Raw genomic sequence first — 22,014 nt, forward strand, 5'->3', positions numbered from 1 at the left:
GACTCGTGGGCATTTTTCCATGTCGGCCCGCGCGGACATCACGCCGACATCTGACGTTCTCGCACTCGGCTGAGATAAGCCGCGCACACAAGCCATCTCGATGCGCGTTCTCTTACGGTCACTCCAGAAAAGCGCGCACGATTTCGATCGTGGCCCTTGGATTTTCTTCCATGATCCAGTGACCCGATTCCGGCACGACGGCTTCGTGCACGTCATTGGCTGCAAAGCGCATGATGGTTGCCATCATCGGCCCGAACGATTTCTCGCCGCCGACGGCCAGTACTGGCATCGACAATTTGCCATTTGCCAGGAACGCCTTGTTGTCGGCGGCGTCCTGGTCGAAGGCTGCGAACTGAGCGAAGCCGGAGTGCATGGCCCCCGGTAGCGCATAGAGCTTGGCATAATGCTCGCGCGCTGCTTCGCTGAAGCGGGCCGGCGTGGCCGAGAACTCGTTCCAGAAGCGATCGAGGTAGATGCGCTCGCGGCCGGCAACCAAACGCTCCATGTCGGGGCCTCCGAAACGGAAGTGCCAAAGCAACGGGTTCTTGAGGATCTCCTCCCAGGGCCCAATACCAGGGATAGGCGCATCGATGACAACGAGCTTCCTCACACGATCGGGATACTGGGCAGCAAAGGCGTAGGCCACCATGTTGCCGATGTCGTGCGCTACGACATCCACGCGACCAAGATTCAGCGTGTCCAGGACGCCCACCACATCGACGGCCTGCGTTTTCTTGTCGTAACCACCGGCCGGCTTCGACGACAGGCCAAGTCCGCGGAGATCGGGCACCACGACGGTGTGCTTTTGCGCGAATTCGACCGCCATCGGCACCCACATGTCGCCGGTCTCACCATAGCCGTGCAGGAGCAGGATCGCCGGACCCTTCCCTCCGACGCGCACGTGGATCGTCGCGCCGTTCGTCGCGATCTCCCTGGTCGTGAAAGTCGCCGGATACGAGAGTTCCTGCGCGGTGCATGGCGACGCCACGAGCGCAGCAATGACAGCGAGAAGATTGCGGAGCATGGATCACTCCAAATTGGCTGGTGGACGCGCTTTATTGGCCCGATAGGGTCGGCCCATGCCGCGCCGATTGGCTAGAAACTCATTCGGCTTCAAACGGTTAGAGCTTCTGGCCGCTGCTGAGAGCCAGGCTGTACCGCAACCAGCGAGGGCGTCGTCACTGTCATCTTAAGCAGTTATCATGGTATCTTAAAACAAGCCGATCGGCGACAGCCGGCCGGCCAAACCGAGCTGGAGCCCTCACGCCCAATGCGCATTCTCGTGACCAACGACGACGGCATCGACGCCCCTGGCCTGCACGCGCTGCGCCAGATCGCCGAGGAAGTCGCCGGGGCTGATGGAGAGATTTGGGTCTTCGCGCCTGAGACGAACCAGTCGGGCACCGGCCATTCGCTCTCGCTCAACGAGCCGTTGCGCATGCGCGAGGTGAGCCCGCGCGTCTATGCCGTGCGCGGCACGCCGACGGACAGCGTCATCATGGGCACGCGCCACGTCATGCGCGATGGCGGGCCGGATCTCGTGCTGAGCGGCGTCAATCGCGGCGCCAACATGGCCGAGGACGTCACCTACTCGGGCACGATCGCGGGCGCCTTCGAAGGCACGCTTCTCGGCATCCGCTCCATGGCGCTCTCGCTCTCCTATGGCATGCGCTCGCCGGCCGACAACCTCCGCTGGGAGACGCCGATCGCGCACGCCCCGCGCATCATCCGCAACCTGCTCACGCACGAGTGGCCGGCGGGCGTGCTCATGAACATCAACTTCCCAGATTGCCTGCCGGACGAGGTCGTGGCCATCGACGTCACGGCGCAGGGGCGGCGCGACATCAATCCCCTCGGCGTGGAGGAGCGGCTCGATACCTGGGGCACGCCCTACTACTGGCTCGGTTTCGCGCGGCGGCGCTCGAACCCGCGCGAGGGCACGGACCTCTGGTCGGTCTACAACAACCGCATCTCGGTCACGCCCCTGTCGATGAACATGACCGACCGCGGAATGCACCAAAAGCTGCGGGGCAGCCTGGTGCTCTGACCAAGCTGCCCCGCAAGGATCGGGACGCGGCGTCTAAGGGGAGGGCGTACGAATCCGCGCCCCGCTACTCTGCTCAACCCAGCCGCAGTTTCGGCTGCTTGAGGCTGAAATCGGCGTTGTCCGTCTCGCGGCTCTCCGGCCGGGAGAACAGGTTCTGGAGAATGGCCCACACGGCCTTCGACCGCTCGATACGGGCCTTGCGCATCGACTTCTCGATGAGCTCGGTGGTGATCTCCGGGTGGTCCCAGATGCTGTTGCTCATGTTAGCTCACCTCAACTCTTGTTTTGTTTGTGCACTCTATATGCCTCAGGATTTTCCGTGATACAAACGAGCGTTCCTCACCCCATGATTGAGATAAACTAATCGATCGATGCCCAAGCTGCTGCCCCCGCTCAACGCACTCCGCGCCTTCGAGGCAACCGCCCGGCACCTCAGCTTTTCCCGGGCTGCGGAGGAACTGAACGTGACGCCGGCCGCCCTCAGCCATCAGGTGGCGGGGCTCGAGGCCTTCCTCGGCGAGCGGCTTTTCAACCGCAGTGCCCGCACGATCTCGCTGACGCCGGCCGGTGATCTGCTGTACCCCGGGCTCAATGCTGCCTTTGCCCAAATTCGCCAGTCGGTCGAACGGGTTATGGAGACGGGCGACGGCCAGATCCTGGTCGTCAGCGCGCCGCCGGGCCTCACCGCGAAGTGGCTCGTGCCGCGCCTTCATCGCTTCCTCGCCGCCCATCCCGAGCTGGATGTGCGCGTCTCGGCGAGCCTGATGCTCGCGAGCTTCGCCGGCGATGGCGTCGATGTGGCGATCCGCAATGCCACGGGGCCCTTTCCGGGGCTCTGGTCGCGCAAGTTCCTCGAGATCGAGACACTGCCCATCGTCAGCCCGCGCCTCATCGAGCAGTACGGGCCGCTGGAGACCCCAGACGATCTCGCACGCTTCCCGATCATTCATGACGCCTCGCTCGGCCGCATGTTCGGCCTGCCGACCTGGATGGACTGGCTCAAGGCCGCCGGTGCCGAGCACGTGGACCTGAGCCGCGGCCTGCACTTCTCGAGCGCCGATCACGCCATCGAGGCGGCGCTGGAGGGCGCGGGCGTGCTGCTCGGCGTGCGCTCGCTCGCCATTGACGACGTGCGGGTCGGCCGCCTCGTCTTCCCTCTCTCGCTGAGCCTGCGCTCGGAGCGCTCATTCCACATCGTCTGCCCGGCGGGGCATGAAAACCGGCCCAAGATCGCGGCCTTCTGCGCCTGGATCCTCGATGAGGCGGCGAAGCTTGGTCTTGCCTGCACGGACGACAGCCCGCAGCCAGTCAGCGAAGGCAAACGGGGACGGCGCAGCGTCAGCGCGGCTGGAAATGATCCCAGCCCGAACGCCCCGGCGCCAGCGGCACGCCCTCAGCGTCGAGGACGCGCACGTCAGGCCCCGACGTGACCTCGCCGATCCGTGTCACCGCGATGCCGGCCTGCTGAGCCGCCGCCTCGAAGCCAGCACACGCCGACGGAGCAACTGCCGCGAGAATTTCGTAGTCGTCACCGGCGGCCACAACGTCCCGGATCCGCGCCGGCTCCGCAATGAGCGCGCGCCGCATGACCGGCGAGAGCGGCAGATCAGCCGTTTTCACGATCGCACCGACAGCCGAGGCGCGGCACATGCGGCCGAGATCCTTCATCAATCCATCCGAAAGATCCATGGCCGCGCGCGCGTGCAGGCGCAGGGCCTCGGCGAGCGCCACACGCGGCTGCGGCCTCAGATAGCGCCCGATCGCGTATGCCGCCTCGTCCGCGCTGAGGCCGAGCCGCGCAGCGAGCGCACCATCCAGCTTGAGCGCGAGACCGAGCGCCGAATCCCCCAGCGTCCCGGACACGTACAGCACATCGCCGACCTGAGCTGCCGCCCGCCGCACCATGCACCCCGCCGGCACCTCGCCGATCACGGTGATCGCCATGGAAAGATGTCCCGGCGTGCGATCCGTATCGCCACCGGCGAGGTGGATGCCGAACGCGCGCTGCGCAGCACCGAGACCCTCGGCAAAACGCGCCATCCATTCACGCTCGGGCGCCTCGGGCAGCGACAGCGACATGAGATAAATGCGCGGCGTCGCCCCCTTTGCCGCCAGATCCGAAACGTTCACCGCGAGCGCCTTCCAGGCAATGTCCGCCGGATCATCATCCGCGAAGAAGTGTACACCGGCGACCACCGGATCCGTCTTCAGCACGAGCTCCGATCCGGGCGTCGGCGCGAACGCCGCGCAGTCGTCCTTGAGGCCGAGCGCGCCGGGAAAACCGGCTGCCAGCGGCGCCAGGAATGTGCGGACGAGTTCGTCCTCGCTATCGATGCGTGTGCCGCTCACGCGCGCCTCTCCGTCCTAACTTTTCAGAACACTACCATGGATTTAGGGTGAAGCCGCACGATCCCGGTAGGCACGAGCGCGTCCGGTGTGGCACATCTCGGGAATAACCATCAATAAACTTCAGCCGGAAACAGCCATCATGAACGCCTTCCCGCACCTCACGGCCCCGCTCGACCTCGGCTACATCAAGCTGCCGAACCGCGCCATCATGGGCTCCATGCATACCGGTTTCGAGTACCTGGACCGGCACGTGGAGCGCACGGCCCGCTTCTATGCCGAGCGCGCACGGGGCGAGGCGGCGCTGATCGTGACGGGCGGCTACTCGCCGAACGCCGACGGGCTCTTCGGTCCGGGCGGACCCGAATTGAGTCGCGCCGAGCACGTGCCCGAGCACCGGCGCATCATCAGCGCCGTGCACGCCGAGGGCGGGCGCATTGCACTGCAGATCCTGCACGCGGGCCGCTATGCCAAGCACAAAGGTCTCGTCGGCCCCTCGACACTCGCGTCGCCGATCAATCCGCTGCAGCCGCGGCGCATGACCGCCGAGGACATCGAACGCACGATCGAGGATTTCGCCATCTCGACCGCGCTCGCGCGCGAAGCCGGCTACGACGGCGTCGAGATCATGGCGTCCGAAGGCTATCTCATCAACGAGTTCACGGCGAAGCGCACGAACGACCGCGATGATGACTGGGGCGGCAGTCTCGAGAACCGTCTGCGCCTGCCTGTCGAGATCATGAAGCGCGTGCGCCAGCGCGTCGGCGACGACTTCCTCATCATCTATCGCATTTCCTCGATCGACCTCGTGGAGGGCGGGCTCACGGGCGACGAGATCGTCGCGCAGGCCAAGGCCGTCGAGGCCGCCGGCGCCTCCATCCTCAATCAGGGCATTGGCTGGCATGAGGCGCGCATTCCCACCATTGCGCAGAAGGTGCCGCGCGCGGCGTGGACGTTCGCGGCGCGGCGCCTGAAAGATGCGGTGAAGATCCCCGTCGTCGCCTCGAACCGCATCAACACGCCGGCACTCGCGGAAGACGTGCTGGCGTCCGGCACGGCCGATCTCGTCTCCATGGCGCGCCCCTGGCTCGCCGATCCGCATTTCATGCGCAAATCGCGGACTGGTAAATCGGACGAAATAAATGTCTGCATTGCCTGCAATCAAGCCTGTCTCGACTACATTTTCTCGAGCCGCGCGGCGAGCTGCCTCGTCAATCCTGTCACGGGCCGCGAGCTCGACTTCGATGCCTTCCCCAAGCCGCAGAAGAAGAAACGCGTCGCGGTCGTCGGCGCCGGTCCGGCCGGCCTTGCCTGCGCGACGACAGCCGCCGAGCGCGGCCATGACGTGACGCTCTATGAAGCGGCGCCCTCCATTGGTGGGCAGCTCAACATCGCGCGCAACATCCCGGGCAAGGAGGAGTTCGACGAGACCATCCGCTACTTCGGCCGCATGATCGAGACGCGCGGCGTGGCGCTCAAAGCGGGCAAGGCCCCCGAAGCCAGCGATCTCGCGGGCCAGTATGACGAGGTGGTCGTGGCGACCGGCGTGCGACCGCGCACGCTCGACATTCCCGGCATCGAGGATCCGCGCTGCGTCTCCTACATCGACATTCTCTTGGGGGCCGTGCAGGCGGGCCGCCGCGTCGCGATCATCGGCGCGGGTGGTATCGGCTTCGACGTTGCTGAATTCCTCTCGGGCCCTTCGCAGAAGGAGGCCGCCAACGTCGCGCACTTCCTGCACGAATGGGGCGTCGACACCGGCATTGCAGTCCCCGGCGCGCTCGCGACACCGGCCGAGCCCGAGATCAATCGGCAGATCGTCATGCTGCAAAGAAAGCCGGGCCGCATGGGCCGCACGCTGGGGCTCTCCACGGGCTGGGTGCTGCGCATTACGCTCGCCAAGCGCAAGGTCGCACAGCTCACGGGCGTGACCTACCAGAAGATCGACGCAGAGGGCCTGCACATTCTGGTCGGCGAGGAAGCGCGCGTGCTGCCCGTCGATACGATCGTCGTCTGTGCGGGCCAGGAGAGCGAGCGCACGCTCGCCGACAAGCTCGTCGCCGCCGGCACGCCGCCGCACGTCATCGGCGGTGCCGATGTCGCTGCCGAGCTCGACGCCATGCGCGCGATCGACCAGGGCGTGCGGCTCGCCTACTCGTTCTAATCATAAAAATGGAGGGAACGATGATCCGTTACGATCTATCCGGCAAGACCGCGCTCGTGACCGGCGGCGCATCCGGCATTGGTCTCGCCGCTGTCGAGCAACTCGCGCGTTCGGGCGCGAAGGTCGCGATCAACCATCTCGCGGATGATCCGCGCGGCGCGGAAGTCGTGGCGCGGCTCTCGGGCGAAGGCATGGACGTGGTCGCCGCGCCGGGCAATGTCGGCGATGCCCTTGATGCCGTACGGATGGTGGAGAGCGCTGTCCAGAAGCTCGGGCGCCTGGATTTGCTCGTCGCCAACGCCGGCACACCGGGCACGCGGCGCAAGATCGATCCGCCCGAGCTCGACCTCATCACGGAAGAGCTCTGGCAGACCGTCATTCAGGTGAACCTGCTCGGCGTGTTTCGTTGCGCCAAAGCGGCGGCACCGGCGCTCAAAGCCTCGCGCGGCGCCATCGTCAGCACAGCCTCCATCGCCGGCCTCGGCTTTCCCGGCAGCAGCCTCGCCTATGGCGCGACAAAGGCGGGCGTCGTCAGCCTCACGCAGAACCTCGCGCGAGCACTCGCGCCGGAGGTGCGGGTCAATGCCGTCGCGCCCGGATCGGTCGACAGTCCCTGGATGGTCGAGTGGACGAACGCGCAGGTCGCGGCCATGAGCGACGGCGCGCTGCTCAAGCGCCGCTGCACGCCGGATGATATTGCCGAGGTGATCGTGTTCCTCGGCTTCGGCGCGTCCATGGTGACGGGGCAGACAGTGACGGTGGATGGTGGATTGACGTTGTAGTTAGTGATCAGCCCATCAGCTCGGCCTCGGTCCATCCGAGCGCCGTCATCTCGGGGACACGCGCATTCGTGTCCGCGGGACCGTCGAGGATGAATTCGTCGAGTTGCGGCGGCTTGACGGACGTTCCGGCGAGCATGGCGTGCACTTGTCCGCGGTGATGCACCTGATGCAGGAAGAGATGCGCCAGAAGGTCGTCGGTGCGCGTCACCTGGATGCGTTTCGCACGATGCACCCGGCTGAGCCCCACGAGCCGGTCCGGCGTCAGATTGCAACAGAAGGCCAACAGGCGCTTATCGACGGCGGTCTGCGCGTCCGCCAGCGGTCCGATGGCATCGAACGGCTCCTCCGGATCCCACGCCTTCGGTCCGAGCGTGCCGCCTTCGAGCGCATCCACATAGAACCAATCGATCGTGAGATTATGGTTGAGTGTCGCCTTGATGGATGGAAAGAAGCTCGTGCGCTTTGCCTCGAACTCGCCGGGCTGAAGCTGCTTGCAGGCATTCATCAGGCGGAGATTTGCAAGGCGGTTGGCCTGGGCGAGTTTGCGGAAATGACGAACGCTCATGGGACATCCTCCCGTTTTGATGGAGCCATCTTACAAAACCGCACAGGCATGTGTTAGGCGGAGAGCATGAAAGCGTTCCCCGCCGGATCGTGCCCAGCATCGCGTGTCCGTCATGCCTGAGCCCTATGACTTCCGCAGCCCACGCCTTTATGTCGAGGCCGATCTCGGCAATGGCGCGATCGTGCCGCTCGCGCGCGAGCAGGCGAACTATCTCCTGAACGTGCTGCGGCTTGGCAATGGCGACGGCGTGCTCGTCTTCAACGGGCGCGACGGCGAGTGGTATGCGGGGATCGAGGTCGCGGGAAAGCGGAGCGCGAACCTCGTCCTCGAAAAGCAAATGCGCCCGCAGACGGGCGGCCCAGATCTCCACTATCTCTTTGCGCCGCTGAAGCGCGCGCGCCTCGACTACATGGTGCAGAAGGCGACGGAGATGGGCGTCGCACGCCTTCAGCCCGTGCTGACGCGGTACACGGTCGCCGAGCGCGTGAACGGCGAGCGCATGCGCGCCAACGTGATCGAAGCCGCCGAGCAGTGCGGCATCCTGCGCGTGCCCGAGGTTGCAGCGCCCGAGCGGTTGGAGAAGGTGCTCGCTTCTTGGGATGCCGGGCGGCGCCTCATATTTTGCGATGAAGGCGCACCGATTGCCGATCCGATCGCGGTGCTGCGCGGAATCGGACCAGGCCCACTCGCCGTGCTCATCGGCCCCGAAGGCGGATTCGCACCCGAGGAGCGCGAGGCGCTGGTCGCGCAGCCCTATGTCGTGCGTATCGCCATGGGACCGCGCATCATGCGCGCGGACACGGCGGCCGTCGCCGCGCTGACGCTGGTCAATGCCGTGTTGGGTGACTGGCGCTGAGCAGCTACCGCGCCAGCTCTCTCAACCCACGCCGGATGAGCTTCGCGGTATCCGCCTCGGCGCCGAGATCGCGTGCGGCAATCGCAATGGCCTGCGAGGCCTGGGCCGGGTTGTAGCCGAGATTGGTCAATGCGGAGATGGCCTCGGCGGTCGCGTGCCCGTCGCCGGATGCCGAAGCCTCGCGTGCGCCCTTGCCGGCACCGTTGACCGCAGCGGGCACATGGAGCCCGGCAACGGCCAGCGCCGGCGCCTTGTCCTTCAGCTCGGCGACAATGCGCAGCGCGAGCTTCTTGCCGACACCCGGTGTCTGCTCGACGGAGGCCCAGTCCCCGAGCGCGATCGCGTTCGAGAGATCATGCGGCGAGAGCGTACCGAGCACCGCGAGCGCCACCTTCGAGCCGACACCCTGTACATTCTGCAGCGTGCGGAACCAGCTTCGCTCGACCTCGCTCGTGAACCCGAAGAGCCGGATCGCATCCTCGCGCACGTGCGTGTCGATCACGAGCGTCACCGGCTGGCCGATCTCCATGTTCCTGAGCGTGCGCGCAGAGGCTTGCACCTCGTAGCCGACGCCGTTCACGTCGATGATGCAGTGGCTCTCGCCGATCGCGTCCACAAGTCCCTTGAGCTTGCCGATCATTTCGCGGCCTCCCGCAAGGCCCGCGCCGCGCGCGCGGCCGGGCTCGTGCGATGGTTGGCATGGCAGATGGCGATCGCGAGCGCGTCGGCTTCATCGGCGCTCTCGAAGCGCGCCTTGGGCAGCAGGAAGCCGATCATGGCCTGGATCTGGCGCTTCTCGGCGTGGCCGGCGCCGACGACGGACTTCTTGACGAGGTTCGGCGTGTACTCGGCGATCGCGAGGCCCTTCACGGCCGGGGCGAGCAGCGCCATGCCGCGCGCCTGTCCGAGCTTCAGCGTGGCGCGCGCGTTGTCGTTGACGAACGTCTCCTCGATCGCGGCCTCGTGCGGCTTGAAGGACGCGATGACGCTCGAAAGCCCCTCGAAGATCGCGCGCAGGCGATAGGCGAGATCGTCCTCGGCGTCGGACGTCACATGCCCGCTCGCGATATAGACGAGCCGCACGCCGTCGCTGTCGACCACGCCCCAGCCGGTGCGCCTAAGGCCCGGATCAATGCCGATGATGCGAATCAGTCGCCCCGTCATGTCTTCGGCGATAGCACAAGCGAACGCGACGGTCGTTAGCAGGAGGGCAACGGCGGGACGCGGCGTGCGTAGCGCCCCCTGTTGCGGGCGAGATCGGCAGCGGAATCAACATCGTGGTGGCGCTTGGTAAAACCCGCGCGGAACCCCGAAAGGTTCGCCAGTGTCCGCTCGAGCGTGTCGGGGCGCGACCAGGGAACGCGCCCGCGGTAGGGATCGATCACGCGCGGCCTGCGCTTGAGGCCGACCAGCCAGAAACCGCCATCCTCCGCCGGGCCGAAGACCGCATCATGATCGCCGAGCTGCCGAAAAGCGCGGCGCACGTCCGCAACTGAAATATCCGGCACGTCGGTGCCGATGAGGCAGACCGGCCCGGGCGGCAGTATCCGCATCGGCCGCTGCATGCGGACGCCGAGATCGCCGCGTCCCTGGCCGGCGCGCGTCACTCCGCCGGGAAGCATCCGGCTCGAAACCCCGCTGTCGGGATCGATGACGAGAACCGTGCGCCAGAAGGGCTGGCGCGCCAGGTGCGCGATCACACCGCGCATGGCATGGCGGTAGAACATCGTCGCGCCGACGATGCCGACCTCGCGCGCGAGCCGCGTCTTGACCCGGCCGGCGACAGGCACCTTCGCCATGATCACAAGGCGGCACGCGAAAGGCGCCGCCCGTTTGGGCAGCGCCTCGCAATGTGTGTGTCGGCGAAGGCGCATCGCGCGCCACGCCGGTCGATCAGACCGCCGCGGGCACGAGGGCGTAGCCGTTGCCATCCTTCTGGATGGTGCCGGCACCCGGCAAGCCCCAATGGTAGCCGGTGATGACCGACTTGTCGGCGACCACCTGATCATAGAGCTTGCGGCGGTTCTCCTCGGCCAATGTCGGGTTGCTGTCGAAGACCAGATGCCAGCCCGGATTGGCGAGATTGAGCGCGGCGATGTTCGTCACGTCGCCACCGACGATGAGCGAGTCGCTACCCGAGGACACGACATAGGATGTGTGTCCTGGCGTATGGCCGTACGTCGCCATCGAGCGCACGCCGGACATCACCTCGGTGCCCGCCGCCGCCTGCTTGATGTTCTTCCACGTCGGCAGCGTCGCCTGGATGCGCCGAATAGCGCCGCGGGCCCCTTCCGGCACCTTCTCGATCAGCTCCGGCGCTGTCCAGTGCTTGTACTCGGCCTCCGGCACGATGATCTCGGCGTTCGGGTAGACTTGCGCGTTCGTTTCCTTGGCCATGAGGCCCCAGATGTGATCCGCGTGGAAATGCGTGACGACGATGCTGGAGATGTCGCTGGGCTGAACGCCGGCAGCAGCGAGATTCTTGGCGACGAAACTGCCCGCGGTCGGGGCCAATTGACCGCCCGTGCTCGAGTCGAACATGATGGTCCGCCCGCCGACGCGCACAACGGTGACGGTGAAGGAGATCGGCACGAAGGCGTCGGTGAGACCGGCCTTCTTCAGCGCCGCCTTGGTCTCGTCGAGCGAGGCATTGCGGACGAAGCCCGGATCATGCGCCTTCTCCCAATGGCCATCATAAACCTGGATGACCTCGATCGAGCCGACCTTGAACTTGGCGAAACCTTGATCGACCAACGCCTGCGGCGCGCCGATCGGATTGCTTCCCTGCGCATGCGCTGCGGAACTGAAAACTTCGAGAGGGCCATCGAGCCCGAGCGCAGCTCCGGCAGCCGCAGCCGAAATGACGAAGCTGCGACGTGTTAGGTCATACATTAGCCAGTCCTCCCAATGAGATTTGAAGCCCGCCCGGCTCTATCATCATGCTAAGCGCGCTTCCGCACAATTAGATGACCAATGGCCCTCACGCAGTGTTGAAGGCGCAGCACACTATCCGTACAGGCGCGCAATAATTCGCGTCGGCACACGGAGGAAATAGAGCGCGAGGCACGAGAGATTGCGCACGCTGCGCCGCACATACCCATCCTGCTGATATCGCGCCGCACTCGTCACGGCGTGCGTCCGCAGCAAGGTCATGCGGCGCCGGCCGATGCGTCGGACGAGATCCACGTCCTCCATGAGCGGCAGGCGGTTGTAACCACCCACCTGCTGATAGAGCTGCCTCGGAATGAGCAGGCCCTGGTCGCCATAAGGGAGACGGAAAAGGGCACAGCGCAGCGCAACGCCCATCTCGATCGTGCGCGGACGAAAACCGTCATCGTCGAGCGCGAAGCGGAACGCCGCCGCCGTCGGACGCCGTCTCCCGCTGTCGATCCGCTCCATGAGCGCCGACACCTCGCGCTCCCATCCCGGCTCGAGGACGGTATCGGCATGGAGGAAAAGCAGCCAGGGCCCGCGCGCCCGCGCCGCGCCCGCCGCAAGCTGCTCGCCTCGTCCAGGGCCCGAGCGCACGAGCTCGGCGCCCGACTGCTCGATGATCTTGAGCGTCCGGTCGCTCGACCCGCCATCGACGACGATGACCTCGCGCACCATCCCCTCGACGGCCGCCGGAACGATCGCCGTCAGGCAGGCTGCAAGCCCGCCTTCGGCATTGAGCGTTGGAATGACGACCGAAATCATCGACAGCAGTTCCGAGCACGAGCCCTGCCTTGCTGGGCGCCGGTGCCATTGGTACAGCTCGCGGCATGTCCGTTGAACCAGATTTTTCGCTCCATCCGGACCCGGCGCTCGCTAGCGCGGCGGCGCAGGATCTCTTCGAGCGAATGGAGGCGATGTTGCGATCGCTGCTCCCCGCCTCGGCAGACATCCGCCACATCGGCGCGACCGCCATCCCCGGATGCCTCACAAAGGGCGATCTCGACATCGTCGTGCGCGTGGAGGCCGCTGATTTTGCGGGCGCGGACGCGGCTCTTGCCGCGCATTTTGACCGGAACACGGGCTCAACGCATTCGGACACCTTCTCGAGCTTCGAGAGCGACAGCACGAGCCCGCGTCTCGGCGTGCAATTGACGGTCATCAGGGCTCCGGGCGACTTCTTCCACACGTTCGCCGAGGCGCTGGCGCGCGATCCCGACCTGCTGACCCGCTACAATGCCTTGAAACGTCAGTTCGACGGCCATCCGATGGACGACTATCGCGCCGCCAAGAACGCGTTCATCACGAGCGTGCTGCACGGCGCCGAATGTTCTTGATATGTTCTCATCCTGCTGGTACGGTCCTCTGTAGGTTGCGTGTCCAAGAGGACGTGCCATGCGGGACGATCGCGAGCACATTATCGAGACCGAGTTGGCGCCTGCAGAGGGAGCGGATCTGAAGCCCGATGCCGAGCGGCGGCGCGGCCGTGGCGCGCGCTCGAACCGTTCGAGCCGCTATGACGAGGGCAAGCGCGAGGCCTTTGACGACGGCTGGGAGACGCTGGCAACGCTCGACGCTTTCCGTACGGACGTGATGGACGAGCACGCCAAGAGCATCATCGCGACCAACGACAGCCCCGATCTGAGCTTCGACCAGTCGATCAATCCCTATCGCGGCTGCGAGCACGGCTGCATCTACTGCTATGCCCGCCCGACGCACGCCTATCTCGGCCACTCCCCCGGCCTCGACTTCGAGACCAAGATCTACGCCAAGGTCAACGCGCCGGAGCTCCTCGAGCAGGAGCTCGCGCGGCGCAACTATGTGCCGAAGACCATCGCGCTCGGCGCCGTCACCGATCCCTACCAACCCGCCGAGCGCGAACGCGGCATCTCGCGGCGCATTCTTGAGGTTCTCGACCGCACCTCACATCCGGTCGGCATCGTGACCAAATCGGCGGGCATCGTGCGCGACATCGACATTCTCGCCCGCATGGCCGAGCGCGGTCTGGCGAGGGTAGCAATCTCGATCACGACGCTCGATCGCCAGCTCGCGCGCAGCATGGAGCCGCGCGCCGCGACGCCGCCGAAACGCCTCGAGGCCGTCCGGCGCTTGAGCGAAGCCGGCATCCCCGTCGCAGTCCTGACGGCGCCGATCATCCCCGCCCTCAATGACAACGAGATCGAGAGCATTCTCGAAGCAGCTTACGAAGCGGGCGCGCGCGAAGCCGGTTTTGTCGTGCTCCGCCTGCCGCTGGAGCTGAAGGAGCTCTTCCGCGAGTGGCTCGAGACGGATCACCCCAATCGCGCCGCGCGCGTGATCTCGATCCTGCGCTCCATGCACGGCGGGCGCGACTATGTCTCCGAATTCGGCATTCGCCAGCGCGGGACAGGGCCCTACGCCCAGCAGATCGGGCTGCGCTTCCGCCTCGCGTGCCAGCGCCTGGGGCTCAACAAGCGCTCACTGAAGCTGCGGACGGACCTGTTTACGCCGCCCGTCCCCAAGGGAGGGCAGATGCGCCTTTTCTGAGATCAGCTCGCAAGTGCGTGTGCGACCTCGGCGTTGCTCTTGAGGAGCTTGTAGTTGATGGCGTCGACCAGCGCCTCGAAGATGGCATCGACGATGTTGGCAGAGACGCCGACCGTGAACCAATGCTCGCCGGTCGTACGGTCACGGCTCTCCACATGGACGCGCGTTACAGGCCCGGGACTGCCCCTCAGGAGACGAACCTTGTAGTCGACGAGCTCGAAATCCCTGATGTGCGGCTGATAGGGACCGAGGTTCTCGCGCAAGGCCTGATCGAGCGCGCAGACCGGCCCGGGGCCTTCCGCGACGGACCATACGGGCTCGTGGTCTCCATGGATGAGCACGCGCACCGAGGCCTCGGACACGGTCGTCGGGCGCCCATGATCCGTGCAGCACTTCTCGATCACATGAAAACTGTCGACGGAGAAATACTGCGGCACCTGCCCCATCAGGCCGCGCGCAAGCAGCTCGAAGGACGCATCGCCTCCCTCGTACGCATAGCCGCGCGCCTCGCGCATCCTGAGCTCTTCGCCGATGTGCACGACGCGCGGATCGTCCTTTTCGAGACTGATGTCCAGGCGCTCGAGCTCGGAATGAATGTCGAGCCGCTTGCGGTGACGACTGAGCTTGGCTGCAACGCGCCGCCCCCACATCTGCAGCTCGTCAACCGCGCCAGCGGCGCGTTTCTCCGTGGACATGGCGCTCAGAGAACTCCGAAGATGCGCAGAGCGAAATAGATACCGCAGGCAAGCACAACGATCTTGATGAATGGATAATAGAGCGGATGCTTGCGGAAGGGCGGCCGTTCAGGATGCTTGTCGTTCATTGATGCGGCTCCGTCGCAGCGCGGGTGCGCGCTTCCCATGCATCCGTGTCGTGATCAGGATGCTGATATGAGACGACGCGCGCATAGCGCTCGGCCATTGCGGGGCTCTCGGGTCGCGGCGGCAGCGCATTGAGATGGTCACCCCACGGAATGCGCGCCTCGGCAGCGAGCTGGATTGTCGGCGGCACGTCGGCAGGGCGGTCGAAGGCCACGATCGAGAGATCGACGGCGCCTCCGCTCTCGAATGTCAGCGGCGTACCGCAGTCGCCGCAGAAACCCCGCCGCGCGACATCGGAGCTGACGAAATATTTCGGCGCGCCGCGCGTCCATGCGAACTCTTCGGCCGTGATCAGCAGACCGCCGAGGCCGGCCGTCGCCTTCTGGCACATGCGGCAGAAGCAGATCGAGCCGCGGCCGAGCTTCGTCACGCGAAAGCGCACGGCCCCGCATTGGCATCCGCCGGTGTGGGCCTGATCGCTCATGGCGGCGCCGTCTTTCGATCGCGACCAACGCGATTGCCGAGCCCTGGCCCCAGCGGATCGGGGTTCAACACCTGCCCGAAGGCAATGACGTGCCCATCAGGATCGTCGACGACGAACTCGCGGCAGTTGTAGACCCGCGTCTCGGGCGGATGCGGAAGCTCAACGCCCAGCGCCTCGTACTCGGCATAGAGCACATCGACATCTTTCACGTAGAGGTAGGCAGCCCAATTGCGGCTGACTGCGACTTTGTCCTTCGGCATCAGCGCAAATGCGATCGAAGCCGTGCCGCGCTGCATGATCGCGAATGTAGGTGGCTCGCCCCAGGTCGCGCCGTCAAAGCCGAGCTTGTCGCGCCAGAAGACAATGGTCGCTGTCATGTCCGAGCAGTCCAGCACGGGCATCGCACGCATGAAGGGGAAATCGGATGTGGTGGTCATCGCTTGACCTCCCACGTCGTGACCGGCTCTCCGGTAGCAGGGTCCTTGCCGTCCTTGAGCTGGATGCCCATGGCGGCAAGCTCGTCGCGGATGCGGTCGCCCTCGGCCCAGTTCTTCGCCTTGCGCGCGGCGAGACGGGCGGCGATTAAGTCCTCCGCATGCTTGACGTCGATGTTGCCGGCCCGACTGTGCCAAGCGGCCCACTCGCTGGCAGTTGAGTTGAGGAGCCCTAGTAGGTTCGCACTGGCCTTCAATTCCTGATTTGGAAACCCATCTCCGCTATCCGGATTTGCATACGTTGCTTCATTGATGATCCAATGAACGGCCTCAGGCGTGTTCAGATCATTGAGAAGCGCGTCCTGGAACCGGTATTCAGGCTTCGCCCACGGCTCCAAACGAGTCTCACCAAGCTTGCGATACAAATAATCCAGTGTTCTTGTGGCCTCCCTTAAGCTCTCTTCAGTGAAGTCTATTGGCTGACGGTAGTGTGTTCTGAGCATTGCCAATCGCAGCGCCTCTCCATGCCATCTCTGACCGCGCCATCCTGAGAGCAGCTCATTGATCGTCACGAAATTCCCGAGGCTCTTGGACATCTTCTCGCCCTCGACCTGCAGGAAGCCATTGTGCATCCACACATTGGCCATCACGCGCGTGCCGTGAGCGCAGCGCGACTGCGCGACCTCGTTCTCGTGATGCGGAAACACGAGATCGATGCCACCACCGTGGATATCGAAAACATGCGGCTGCTTCAGGCCCGCCTCGGACAAAAGCCCGCGCACGCGCGGCTCCTCCCAGAGCCAGCGATCGGCCATGGCCGAGCACTCGATGTGCCAGCCGGGCCGTCCCGGCGTCGCAATGCCCGCAGGCGATGGCCAAGCCGGTTCGCCGGGCTTCGAGGGCTTCCAGAGCACGAAATCCATCGGCCCTTTCTTGTAGGGCGCGACATCCACGCGGGCGCCGGCCTCCATCTCCTCGAGCGAACGGCGCGCGAGACGGCCATAGTCCGGCATGGAGCTGACCGAGAACAGCACGTGATCCTCGGCGACATAGGCATGGCCGTTCGCAACCAGCGCGTCGCAGAGTGCGCGCATCTCGGCAATGTGCTCGGTCGCGCGCGGCTCGACGGTCGGCTCCAGCACGCCGAGCCCGGCAATGTCCTTGTGGAACTGCGCCGTCGTCTCCTCGGTGAGCTTGCGGATGGCTTCGGTCGGCGGCAGCTCGGGATAGCGCTCGACGGCGCGCGCGTTGATCTTGTCGTCGACGTCCGTGATGTTGCGCGCGTAGGTGACGTGCGCCTCGCCATAGAGATGGCGGAGCAGCCGGAAGAGCACGTCGAAAACGATGATGGGCCGCGCGTTGCCGATGTGCGCGAGGTCGTAGACCGTCGGCCCGCAGACGTACATGCGTACGTTCTTGGGATCGATCGGCTGGAACGGCTCCTTGCGCCGCGTCAGGGTATTGTAGAGCGTGAGCGTCATACCGCACCTCGGCATAGTGTAATGATCGAGAAATTCGCCCTATGAGGCGGCACGGTAGTGAGCGGATTTCTCGATCTGAATCACACTAGCAAGACTATAATTCTGGTGTCCCTTTCGATTCCAAAGTTCGCTCGGAACACCAGCGCCGAGATCTGGCGAACTTCGGAATCGGGCCACCAGAAGGCTGGCGGGAAGGTCTCTGTGCTCGGGATTTCTGGCAAAGAAACGCGGCCGCGCCAGCGCGAATGCTAGCCCGTAATGTTCAGGATGCCGCAACAATTGTTGACGGCGGGGTTTTGCGCGTACCGTTTCATGGGGCGCACCTTATCCGTGGTCGCAGCCATCGCGTCAAGTCACGTTGCGCGACAATGACAAATTCGACCGCCGCCGTCCTGCTGCCGCCATATCCGCCTGCAAGGGAGCGCCCATGAAACTTCGCCCTGCCACGCTTGCCGACGTGCCTGCGCTCGAAGCCTGGGACCAGCAGGCGCACGTCATTGACGCGACGGGCAGCGACGATGGCATGTACGACTGGGCCGCGGAAATACCGCGTCAGGTCGACTGGCGCGAATTCTTGATCGCCGAGATCGGCGACCGCCCGATCGGGATGCTGCAGATCATCGACCCGGCACGCGAGGAAAGCCACTACTGGGGTGATATCGCACCCGATCTACGCGCCATCGACATCTGGATCGGCGATGCCGCGGACCTCGGGCGCGGCTACGGGACGGAGATGATGCATCTCGCCCTCGTGCGCTGCTTCGCGCCAGCGGAAGTCACAGCCGTCCTGATCGATCCGCTCGTCGCGAACACACGCGCGCACCGCTTCTACGAGCGCATGGGCTTCCGCCGCATCGAGCGGCGCCTGTTCGGCGAGGACGACTGCTACGTCTATCGCCTGGAGCGGGCAGATTGGCGCGCTCAGGGCAAGGGATAGAGGGCAAGGACCGCCAGAAAGAAGATGTTCGTCGCGGCGTGCGCGATGATCGGCATCCAGAGGTTGCCCGTCCGCCAGAGCAGCCACGACAGGTAAAGGCCGCCAACGAACACCTCGAGCACGCCCGCAATCGAGTAGCCGAAATGGAAGCTGGTCCATACGGCGTTCGCCAGGAGCGCTGCAGGCCAGAAGCCGCCGCGCCAGCGGGCGAGGGCCGAGAGCAGGAAGCCGCGGAACAGAAACTCCTCCGAAAGCGGCGCCCCGATGCCCACCGCGAGCATGGTCACGGGCCAGAGCGGCGCCTCGAGCATGGGCCGGAATGGCGCCACGTCGGACATGAAGAGGTCCGGGCGGATCAAGTAGACGAGGGCATTGTAAGTGCCCAGGACGAGTGCCAGCCCGACAAGAGCGGCGACGACATCGCGCACGCTGGGAGCACCACGCTGGAGTTGCAGCACGGCGCGCCGTTCGCCTCCGAAAAGGCCCGCCCCCCACCACGCGAATGCGACTACGCCCACCTGGGAGAGCGCCAGGAAGACGAGCACGGCGAGCAGCAACTGCTTCGCCGCCGGTATGCCGGATATGAGCTGAGCATCGCCGCCGCCCACGTAGGCCCCCAGCACGCCGCCGAGCAGTTGCAGCCCCGCCTGGGCGACAACTGCCGCGACCAAAGCGACCAGCGGCGGCCAGGCACTGTGTGCGGTATAGCGAGGCGGTCCCGCCAGCAGAGGGTTTGCCAAAGTCGTGTTTCTCCGGTCACGGTGCCTGAGCGCTTTACCACGCGAATTTGAACGCGCGTCGTTGCGCGCCGTCCACACGTGTGGCTGAGCGCGCTTTCATTTGGTCAAAGGCCATCCTATATTGAGGGTGCCGGATTCGTCCGGCTATGGCGATAAATGGACATCGGAATAAGCCTTTCGGACCCGGGGGCGGTACCCGGCGCCTCCACCATCAGCCCACGAAGGTTCAGGCCACGGCCGTGGCACCCGCCAGGGGAACCGAAGTGCCCGTGGTCTGTTGATGGGGGCGAAATAGGATCGACGAGGGTGTAAAGGGTGCTCTTTTGCCCGGCATGATACCGCCGTTATCGGGTCACCAGAATAGTTGCCAACGACAACTATGCTGAGGCTGCTCTCGCTGCGTAATGCGGCTGGAATAGTCTGAACTTGAAGCCCTGTCGTCTAGCAACGGCAGGCGCGGTTCGGAGGGCACCGGGCAACAGAAGCCCTCCACTTACTTCTCGCCTCCATGCGGGTGGCATGCAGGCACACTGTGCGGGCTCGTGCGAAGACTGATGTAGCATGACGGCAGAGCATGACATCGATTACGACGCTCTGGCGCAAGAGGCCATGCGTGGCGTCGTGCGCGCGGTGCTGTCGCGAGTACAGAAGACCGGGCTTCCCGGCAATCACCACTTCTATATCGCCTTCGACACCCGCCATCCGGGCGTGGTGCTCTCGAAGCGCCTCAAGAGTAAATACGCTGAGGAAATGACGATCGTGCTCCAGCATCGTTTCTGGGAGCTCATCGTCACCGACGCGCGTTTCGAGGTGAAGCTGACCTTCGACGGTATCCCCGAGCGGCTGGTCATCCCGTTCGATGCGATCAAGGTCTTCTTCGATCCGAGCGTGCCGTACGGCCTCCAGTTCGACGAGGCCGGCGCGACGCGCGAAGGAACGGGCAGCGTCGTTGGTCTCAACGAGGAGAGCGGCATTGCCGGCCAGATCACCGGTGTGCCGGGCCTCGGCCGCGCATCCGGGCGTCCGAGCCCGGGCGACCGCAAGCGCCCGCCGCGCCGTACCCGCTCCGACAAGGAAGACGAGGCCGTTCCGGTCGGCGACGAGCAGATGACGGAAGGGGCACAGGGCCGACGCGCCGAGCCGGCTGCGCGCCCACACGCTGCGCTCGTACCCATTACGACGGGCGTGGATGGCGATGCCGATGCCCCGGACGACGGGACGCCGACACAGGACAACGTGATCAGCCTCGATCGCTTCCGCAAGAAGCCTTGAGGCGCGTCTTTCGCGATGCGACCGGAGTGCAATTTCAGCCCGTTCGGCACATGAGCCGAGCGGGCTTAATTTTTTAGCTCTTGGAGCGCGTGTAGACACGGCGCGCCGAAGCGAATGGAGGCCAGCATGGCACCGATCGGGCTCTTCACCGGACAAAGCGCGCTCGTCACCGGCTCTGCTTCGAACATCGGCCGCGCCATTGCCGAGGCGCTCGCCGCGGAGGGCGCGAAGGTCCTGCTCGCGGATGTTGATGCCGAGCGCAATGCGGCGACGCTGGCGACGATCACGGCAGCAGGCGGGAAGGCGGAAGCCATCGCCACCGATCTTTCGACGCCGGACGGCTGGCGTGATCTGCTGGACCGCATCGGCAATACGCCGCTCGACATGTTCGTGCATTCGGCCTGCCCGCCGCGCAAGGAGGTGGACGACGCTGCAGCCGTCAGCGAGGCGACGTGGGATGCCTTCCAGAACGTCAATGTGCGCTCGGGCTACTTCCTCGGCCGCGAGATTGCCGGTGCCATGCAGGCGCGCGGCACGAAGGGAAGGTTGCTCTTCATCACCTCGCTCCACGCCGAGACGCCCCGCAACCTGCCGCACTACTCCGCCGCCAAGGCCGGTCAGACCATGGTCGTACGCGAGCTTGCGCGCCACTTCGGGCCGGCCGGCATCCGCGTGAATGCGATCGCGCCGGGCGCCATCCCGGGCGGCGGCTTCAATGCGGCAGCTTATGATTTCAGCGGCAAGATCGCGCTCGGACGGCTCGGCACGGCGGCCGACCTCGCCGGCCCCGCGCTGGCGCTGCTCTCGGACCGCTTCGCGGGCTATGTGACGGGCACGACGCTCGTCGTCGACGGCGGCATCGACCTCTTCAACTGGATCAAGCCGCCTTGGGGGTGAGGCCCAGTCATGCTTTCCCGTTCCGGCCGTAGGTGGAGAAGCGCTCGAGCACGCGCGCCATCTCATCCCGGGCAAGGACGTGCGGCGTCCCGAGCATGAGCACTTTCACGTACTGCTCAGCCAGCACCTCGACCTCTTCGGCGAGCGCCAAGGCCTCGGGACCGTTCGCCGCGACGGCAATCTGGCCGTGATTGGCCATCAGGCAGGCATTGCGGTGAGCGAGGCCGTCGGCCACGTGACGGGCGAGCTCCTCGCTGCCGAAGGTCGCATAGGGCACCAGCGGGATGTCATCGCCACCGGCCACGGCCACCATGTAGTGAAATGCCGGGATCGGCCGGCGCGCGCAGGCGAGCACCGTCGCGTGCATCGAATGGCAGTGGACGACCGCACCGACATCAGGCCGGGACCGGTAGACGGCCAGATGAAAAAGCAGCTCGCTCGACGGCGCCTGCTGTCCGGGCGGGACATGGCCATCGAGCCTGACGCGCACGATGTCGGCCGGTGTGATGAGGTCATAGGGGAGGCCGCTCGGCGTGATCAGCAAACTATCCTCGAAGCGCGCCGAGACATTGCCCGAACGGCCGGGCGACAATCCCCCGCGGCTCATGGCCAGGGCGGTATCGACGACCCCGCGGCGCGCGACCAGCTCGGCCGTCCCGCGCTGCGGGGCCCGCCTGCCCGCCCCGACCGCTCTCCCGATCTCACGCGCCATGATGCGACTCCCAATCCTG

General features: G+C 65.5%; 26 protein-coding genes and 1 other RNA gene. 11 read left to right on the forward strand and 16 right to left on the reverse strand.

Features of this window, described 5'->3' with window-relative positions; all coding sequences use genetic code 11:
• Positions 1–118: 118 nt before the first annotated feature.
• A complete protein-coding gene (locus tag CS1BSM3_RS00250; RefSeq protein WP_072384973.1) occupies positions 119–1,024 on the reverse strand; it encodes an alpha/beta fold hydrolase in 906 nt (301 codons plus the stop codon).
• A 246-nt stretch (positions 1,025–1,270) separates the two neighbouring features.
• Between CS1BSM3_RS00250 and surE the strand changes: the two genes are divergently transcribed.
• Positions 1,271–2,047 (forward strand): 5'/3'-nucleotidase SurE, encoded by a 777-nt coding sequence (surE, locus tag CS1BSM3_RS00255; protein WP_072384974.1) that lies wholly within the window; start codon positions 1,271–1,273, stop codon positions 2,045–2,047.
• Positions 2,048–2,120: 73 nt separating this feature from the next.
• Here surE and CS1BSM3_RS00260 read toward each other — a convergent pair whose 3' ends face one another.
• Positions 2,121–2,309 carry a hypothetical protein gene (locus tag CS1BSM3_RS00260; RefSeq protein WP_072384975.1) on the reverse strand — a complete coding sequence of 63 codons (189 nt, stop codon included), beginning with the start codon at positions 2,307–2,309 and terminating at the stop codon, positions 2,121–2,123.
• Between the two features lie 109 nt (positions 2,310–2,418).
• On the opposite strand from CS1BSM3_RS00260, the gene gcvA reads away from it, so the two are divergent.
• Positions 2,419–3,477 (forward strand): transcriptional regulator GcvA, encoded by a 1,059-nt coding sequence (gene gcvA / locus CS1BSM3_RS00265; protein WP_072384976.1) that lies wholly within the window; start codon positions 2,419–2,421, stop codon positions 3,475–3,477.
• On the opposite strand, the gene thiL is transcribed toward gcvA, so the two are convergent.
• A complete protein-coding gene (gene thiL / locus CS1BSM3_RS00270) occupies positions 3,386–4,396 on the reverse strand; it encodes a thiamine-phosphate kinase (protein WP_143149023.1) in 1,011 nt (336 codons plus the stop codon). The genes gcvA and thiL overlap by 92 nt on opposite strands.
• Positions 4,397–4,535: 139 nt before the next feature.
• Here thiL and CS1BSM3_RS00275 point away from each other — a divergent pair, with 139 nt between their 5' ends.
• Together CS1BSM3_RS00275 and CS1BSM3_RS00280 are read left to right on the forward strand one after the other, a co-directional pair.
• Positions 4,536–6,557 carry an NADPH-dependent 2,4-dienoyl-CoA reductase gene (locus tag CS1BSM3_RS00275; protein ID WP_072384977.1) on the forward strand — a complete coding sequence of 674 codons (2,022 nt, stop codon included), beginning with the start codon at positions 4,536–4,538 and terminating at the stop codon, positions 6,555–6,557.
• 20 nt (positions 6,558–6,577) lie between these two features.
• On the forward strand, positions 6,578–7,339 hold the full coding sequence (locus CS1BSM3_RS00280) for an SDR family NAD(P)-dependent oxidoreductase (protein WP_072384978.1): 762 nt from the start codon (positions 6,578–6,580) through the stop codon (positions 7,337–7,339).
• Positions 7,340–7,346: 7 nt separating this feature from the next.
• Here CS1BSM3_RS00280 and CS1BSM3_RS00285 read toward each other — a convergent pair whose 3' ends face one another.
• Complete coding sequence (locus CS1BSM3_RS00285) at positions 7,347–7,904, reverse strand: DinB family protein (protein WP_072384979.1); 558 nt, start codon at positions 7,902–7,904, stop codon at positions 7,347–7,349.
• Between the two features lie 112 nt (positions 7,905–8,016).
• On the opposite strand from CS1BSM3_RS00285, the gene CS1BSM3_RS00290 reads away from it, so the two are divergent.
• The gene (locus tag CS1BSM3_RS00290; protein WP_072385225.1) at positions 8,017–8,760 is read left to right on the forward strand and encodes a 16S rRNA (uracil(1498)-N(3))-methyltransferase; all 744 of its coding nucleotides are present in this window, start codon (positions 8,017–8,019) and stop codon (positions 8,758–8,760) included.
• 4 nt (positions 8,761–8,764) lie between these two features.
• Here CS1BSM3_RS00290 and ruvA read toward each other — a convergent pair whose 3' ends face one another.
• The 5 genes from ruvA to CS1BSM3_RS00315 all read right to left on the reverse strand — a co-directional run bounded on the left by ruvA (position 8,765) and on the right by CS1BSM3_RS00315 (position 12,456).
• Positions 8,765–9,400, reverse strand: coding sequence for a Holliday junction branch migration protein RuvA (gene ruvA / locus CS1BSM3_RS00295; protein ID WP_072384980.1), 636 nt, complete (start codon positions 9,398–9,400; stop codon positions 8,765–8,767).
• The gene (ruvC, locus tag CS1BSM3_RS00300; protein ID WP_072384981.1) at positions 9,397–9,924 is read right to left on the reverse strand and encodes a crossover junction endodeoxyribonuclease RuvC; all 528 of its coding nucleotides are present in this window, start codon (positions 9,922–9,924) and stop codon (positions 9,397–9,399) included. The genes ruvA and ruvC overlap by 4 nt, the downstream gene beginning before the upstream one ends.
• 35 nt (positions 9,925–9,959) lie before the next feature.
• The gene (locus CS1BSM3_RS00305; protein ID WP_072384982.1) at positions 9,960–10,559 is read right to left on the reverse strand and encodes a TIGR04282 family arsenosugar biosynthesis glycosyltransferase; all 600 of its coding nucleotides are present in this window, start codon (positions 10,557–10,559) and stop codon (positions 9,960–9,962) included.
• A 94-nt stretch (positions 10,560–10,653) separates the two neighbouring features.
• Entirely contained in the window at positions 10,654–11,652 is a 999-nt protein-coding gene (locus CS1BSM3_RS00310) for an MBL fold metallo-hydrolase (RefSeq protein ID WP_072384983.1), read from the reverse strand.
• A 114-nt stretch (positions 11,653–11,766) separates the two neighbouring features.
• Positions 11,767–12,456, reverse strand: coding sequence for a TIGR04283 family arsenosugar biosynthesis glycosyltransferase (locus CS1BSM3_RS00315; RefSeq protein ID WP_072384984.1), 690 nt, complete (start codon positions 12,454–12,456; stop codon positions 11,767–11,769).
• 65 nt (positions 12,457–12,521) lie between these two features.
• On the opposite strand from CS1BSM3_RS00315, the gene CS1BSM3_RS00320 reads away from it, so the two are divergent.
• Positions 12,522–13,028: a GrpB family protein gene (locus CS1BSM3_RS00320; protein WP_072385226.1), complete on the forward strand. Its 507-nt coding sequence runs from the start codon at positions 12,522–12,524 to the stop codon at positions 13,026–13,028.
• 58 nt (positions 13,029–13,086) lie between these two features.
• Entirely contained in the window at positions 13,087–14,217 is a 1,131-nt protein-coding gene (locus tag CS1BSM3_RS00325) for a PA0069 family radical SAM protein (RefSeq protein ID WP_072384985.1), read from the forward strand.
• 2 nt (positions 14,218–14,219) lie between these two features.
• Here the strand turns inward: CS1BSM3_RS00325 and CS1BSM3_RS00330 are convergent, their stop codons facing one another.
• From CS1BSM3_RS00330 to cysS, 5 genes are read right to left on the reverse strand one after another with little or no spacing between them, the layout of a single operon-like run.
• A complete protein-coding gene (locus CS1BSM3_RS00330; RefSeq protein ID WP_072384986.1) occupies positions 14,220–14,912 on the reverse strand; it encodes an alpha-isopropylmalate synthase regulatory domain-containing protein in 693 nt (230 codons plus the stop codon).
• A 5-nt stretch (positions 14,913–14,917) separates the two neighbouring features.
• The gene (locus CS1BSM3_RS28750; protein ID WP_280174700.1) at positions 14,918–15,040 is read right to left on the reverse strand and encodes a hypothetical protein; all 123 of its coding nucleotides are present in this window, start codon (positions 15,038–15,040) and stop codon (positions 14,918–14,920) included.
• Positions 15,037–15,522 carry a GFA family protein gene (locus CS1BSM3_RS00335; protein WP_072384987.1) on the reverse strand — a complete coding sequence of 162 codons (486 nt, stop codon included), beginning with the start codon at positions 15,520–15,522 and terminating at the stop codon, positions 15,037–15,039. The genes CS1BSM3_RS28750 and CS1BSM3_RS00335 overlap by 4 nt, the downstream gene beginning before the upstream one ends.
• Positions 15,519–15,959: a VOC family protein gene (locus CS1BSM3_RS00340; protein ID WP_072384988.1), complete on the reverse strand. Its 441-nt coding sequence runs from the start codon at positions 15,957–15,959 to the stop codon at positions 15,519–15,521. The genes CS1BSM3_RS00335 and CS1BSM3_RS00340 overlap by 4 nt, the downstream gene beginning before the upstream one ends.
• Positions 15,956–17,437 carry a cysteine--tRNA ligase gene (gene cysS, locus CS1BSM3_RS00345; protein WP_072384989.1) on the reverse strand — a complete coding sequence of 494 codons (1,482 nt, stop codon included), beginning with the start codon at positions 17,435–17,437 and terminating at the stop codon, positions 15,956–15,958. Before cysS ends, CS1BSM3_RS00340 begins: the two co-directional genes overlap by 4 nt.
• A gap of 427 nt (positions 17,438–17,864) precedes the next feature.
• Between cysS and CS1BSM3_RS00350 the strand changes: the two genes are divergently transcribed.
• Positions 17,865–18,374: a GNAT family N-acetyltransferase gene (locus tag CS1BSM3_RS00350; RefSeq protein WP_072384990.1), complete on the forward strand. Its 510-nt coding sequence runs from the start codon at positions 17,865–17,867 to the stop codon at positions 18,372–18,374.
• On the opposite strand, the gene CS1BSM3_RS00355 is transcribed toward CS1BSM3_RS00350, so the two are convergent.
• Positions 18,359–19,114, reverse strand: coding sequence for a CPBP family intramembrane glutamic endopeptidase (locus CS1BSM3_RS00355; RefSeq protein ID WP_072384991.1), 756 nt, complete (start codon positions 19,112–19,114; stop codon positions 18,359–18,361). The genes CS1BSM3_RS00350 and CS1BSM3_RS00355 overlap by 16 nt on opposite strands.
• A gap of 90 nt (positions 19,115–19,204) precedes the next feature.
• On the opposite strand from CS1BSM3_RS00355, the gene ssrA reads away from it, so the two are divergent.
• The 3 genes from ssrA (at position 19,205) to CS1BSM3_RS00370 (ending at position 21,283) form a co-directional block, all read left to right on the forward strand.
• Positions 19,205–19,608: a transfer-messenger RNA gene (ssrA, locus tag CS1BSM3_RS00360) on the forward strand.
• Between the two features lie 67 nt (positions 19,609–19,675).
• A complete protein-coding gene (locus tag CS1BSM3_RS00365) occupies positions 19,676–20,386 on the forward strand; it encodes an SspB family protein (RefSeq protein ID WP_072384992.1) in 711 nt (236 codons plus the stop codon).
• Between the two features lie 126 nt (positions 20,387–20,512).
• Positions 20,513–21,283 carry an SDR family NAD(P)-dependent oxidoreductase gene (locus CS1BSM3_RS00370; RefSeq protein WP_083528140.1) on the forward strand — a complete coding sequence of 257 codons (771 nt, stop codon included), beginning with the start codon at positions 20,513–20,515 and terminating at the stop codon, positions 21,281–21,283.
• Positions 21,284–21,290: 7 nt separating this feature from the next.
• Here the strand turns inward: CS1BSM3_RS00370 and CS1BSM3_RS00375 are convergent, their stop codons facing one another.
• Complete coding sequence (locus CS1BSM3_RS00375; RefSeq protein WP_072384994.1) at positions 21,291–21,995, reverse strand: class II aldolase/adducin family protein; 705 nt, start codon at positions 21,993–21,995, stop codon at positions 21,291–21,293.
• Between the last annotated feature and the right edge of the window lie 19 nt (positions 21,996–22,014).

The organism is Hyphomicrobium sp. CS1BSMeth3, assembly GCF_900117415.1.
Lineage (GTDB): Bacteria > Pseudomonadota > Alphaproteobacteria > Rhizobiales > Hyphomicrobiaceae.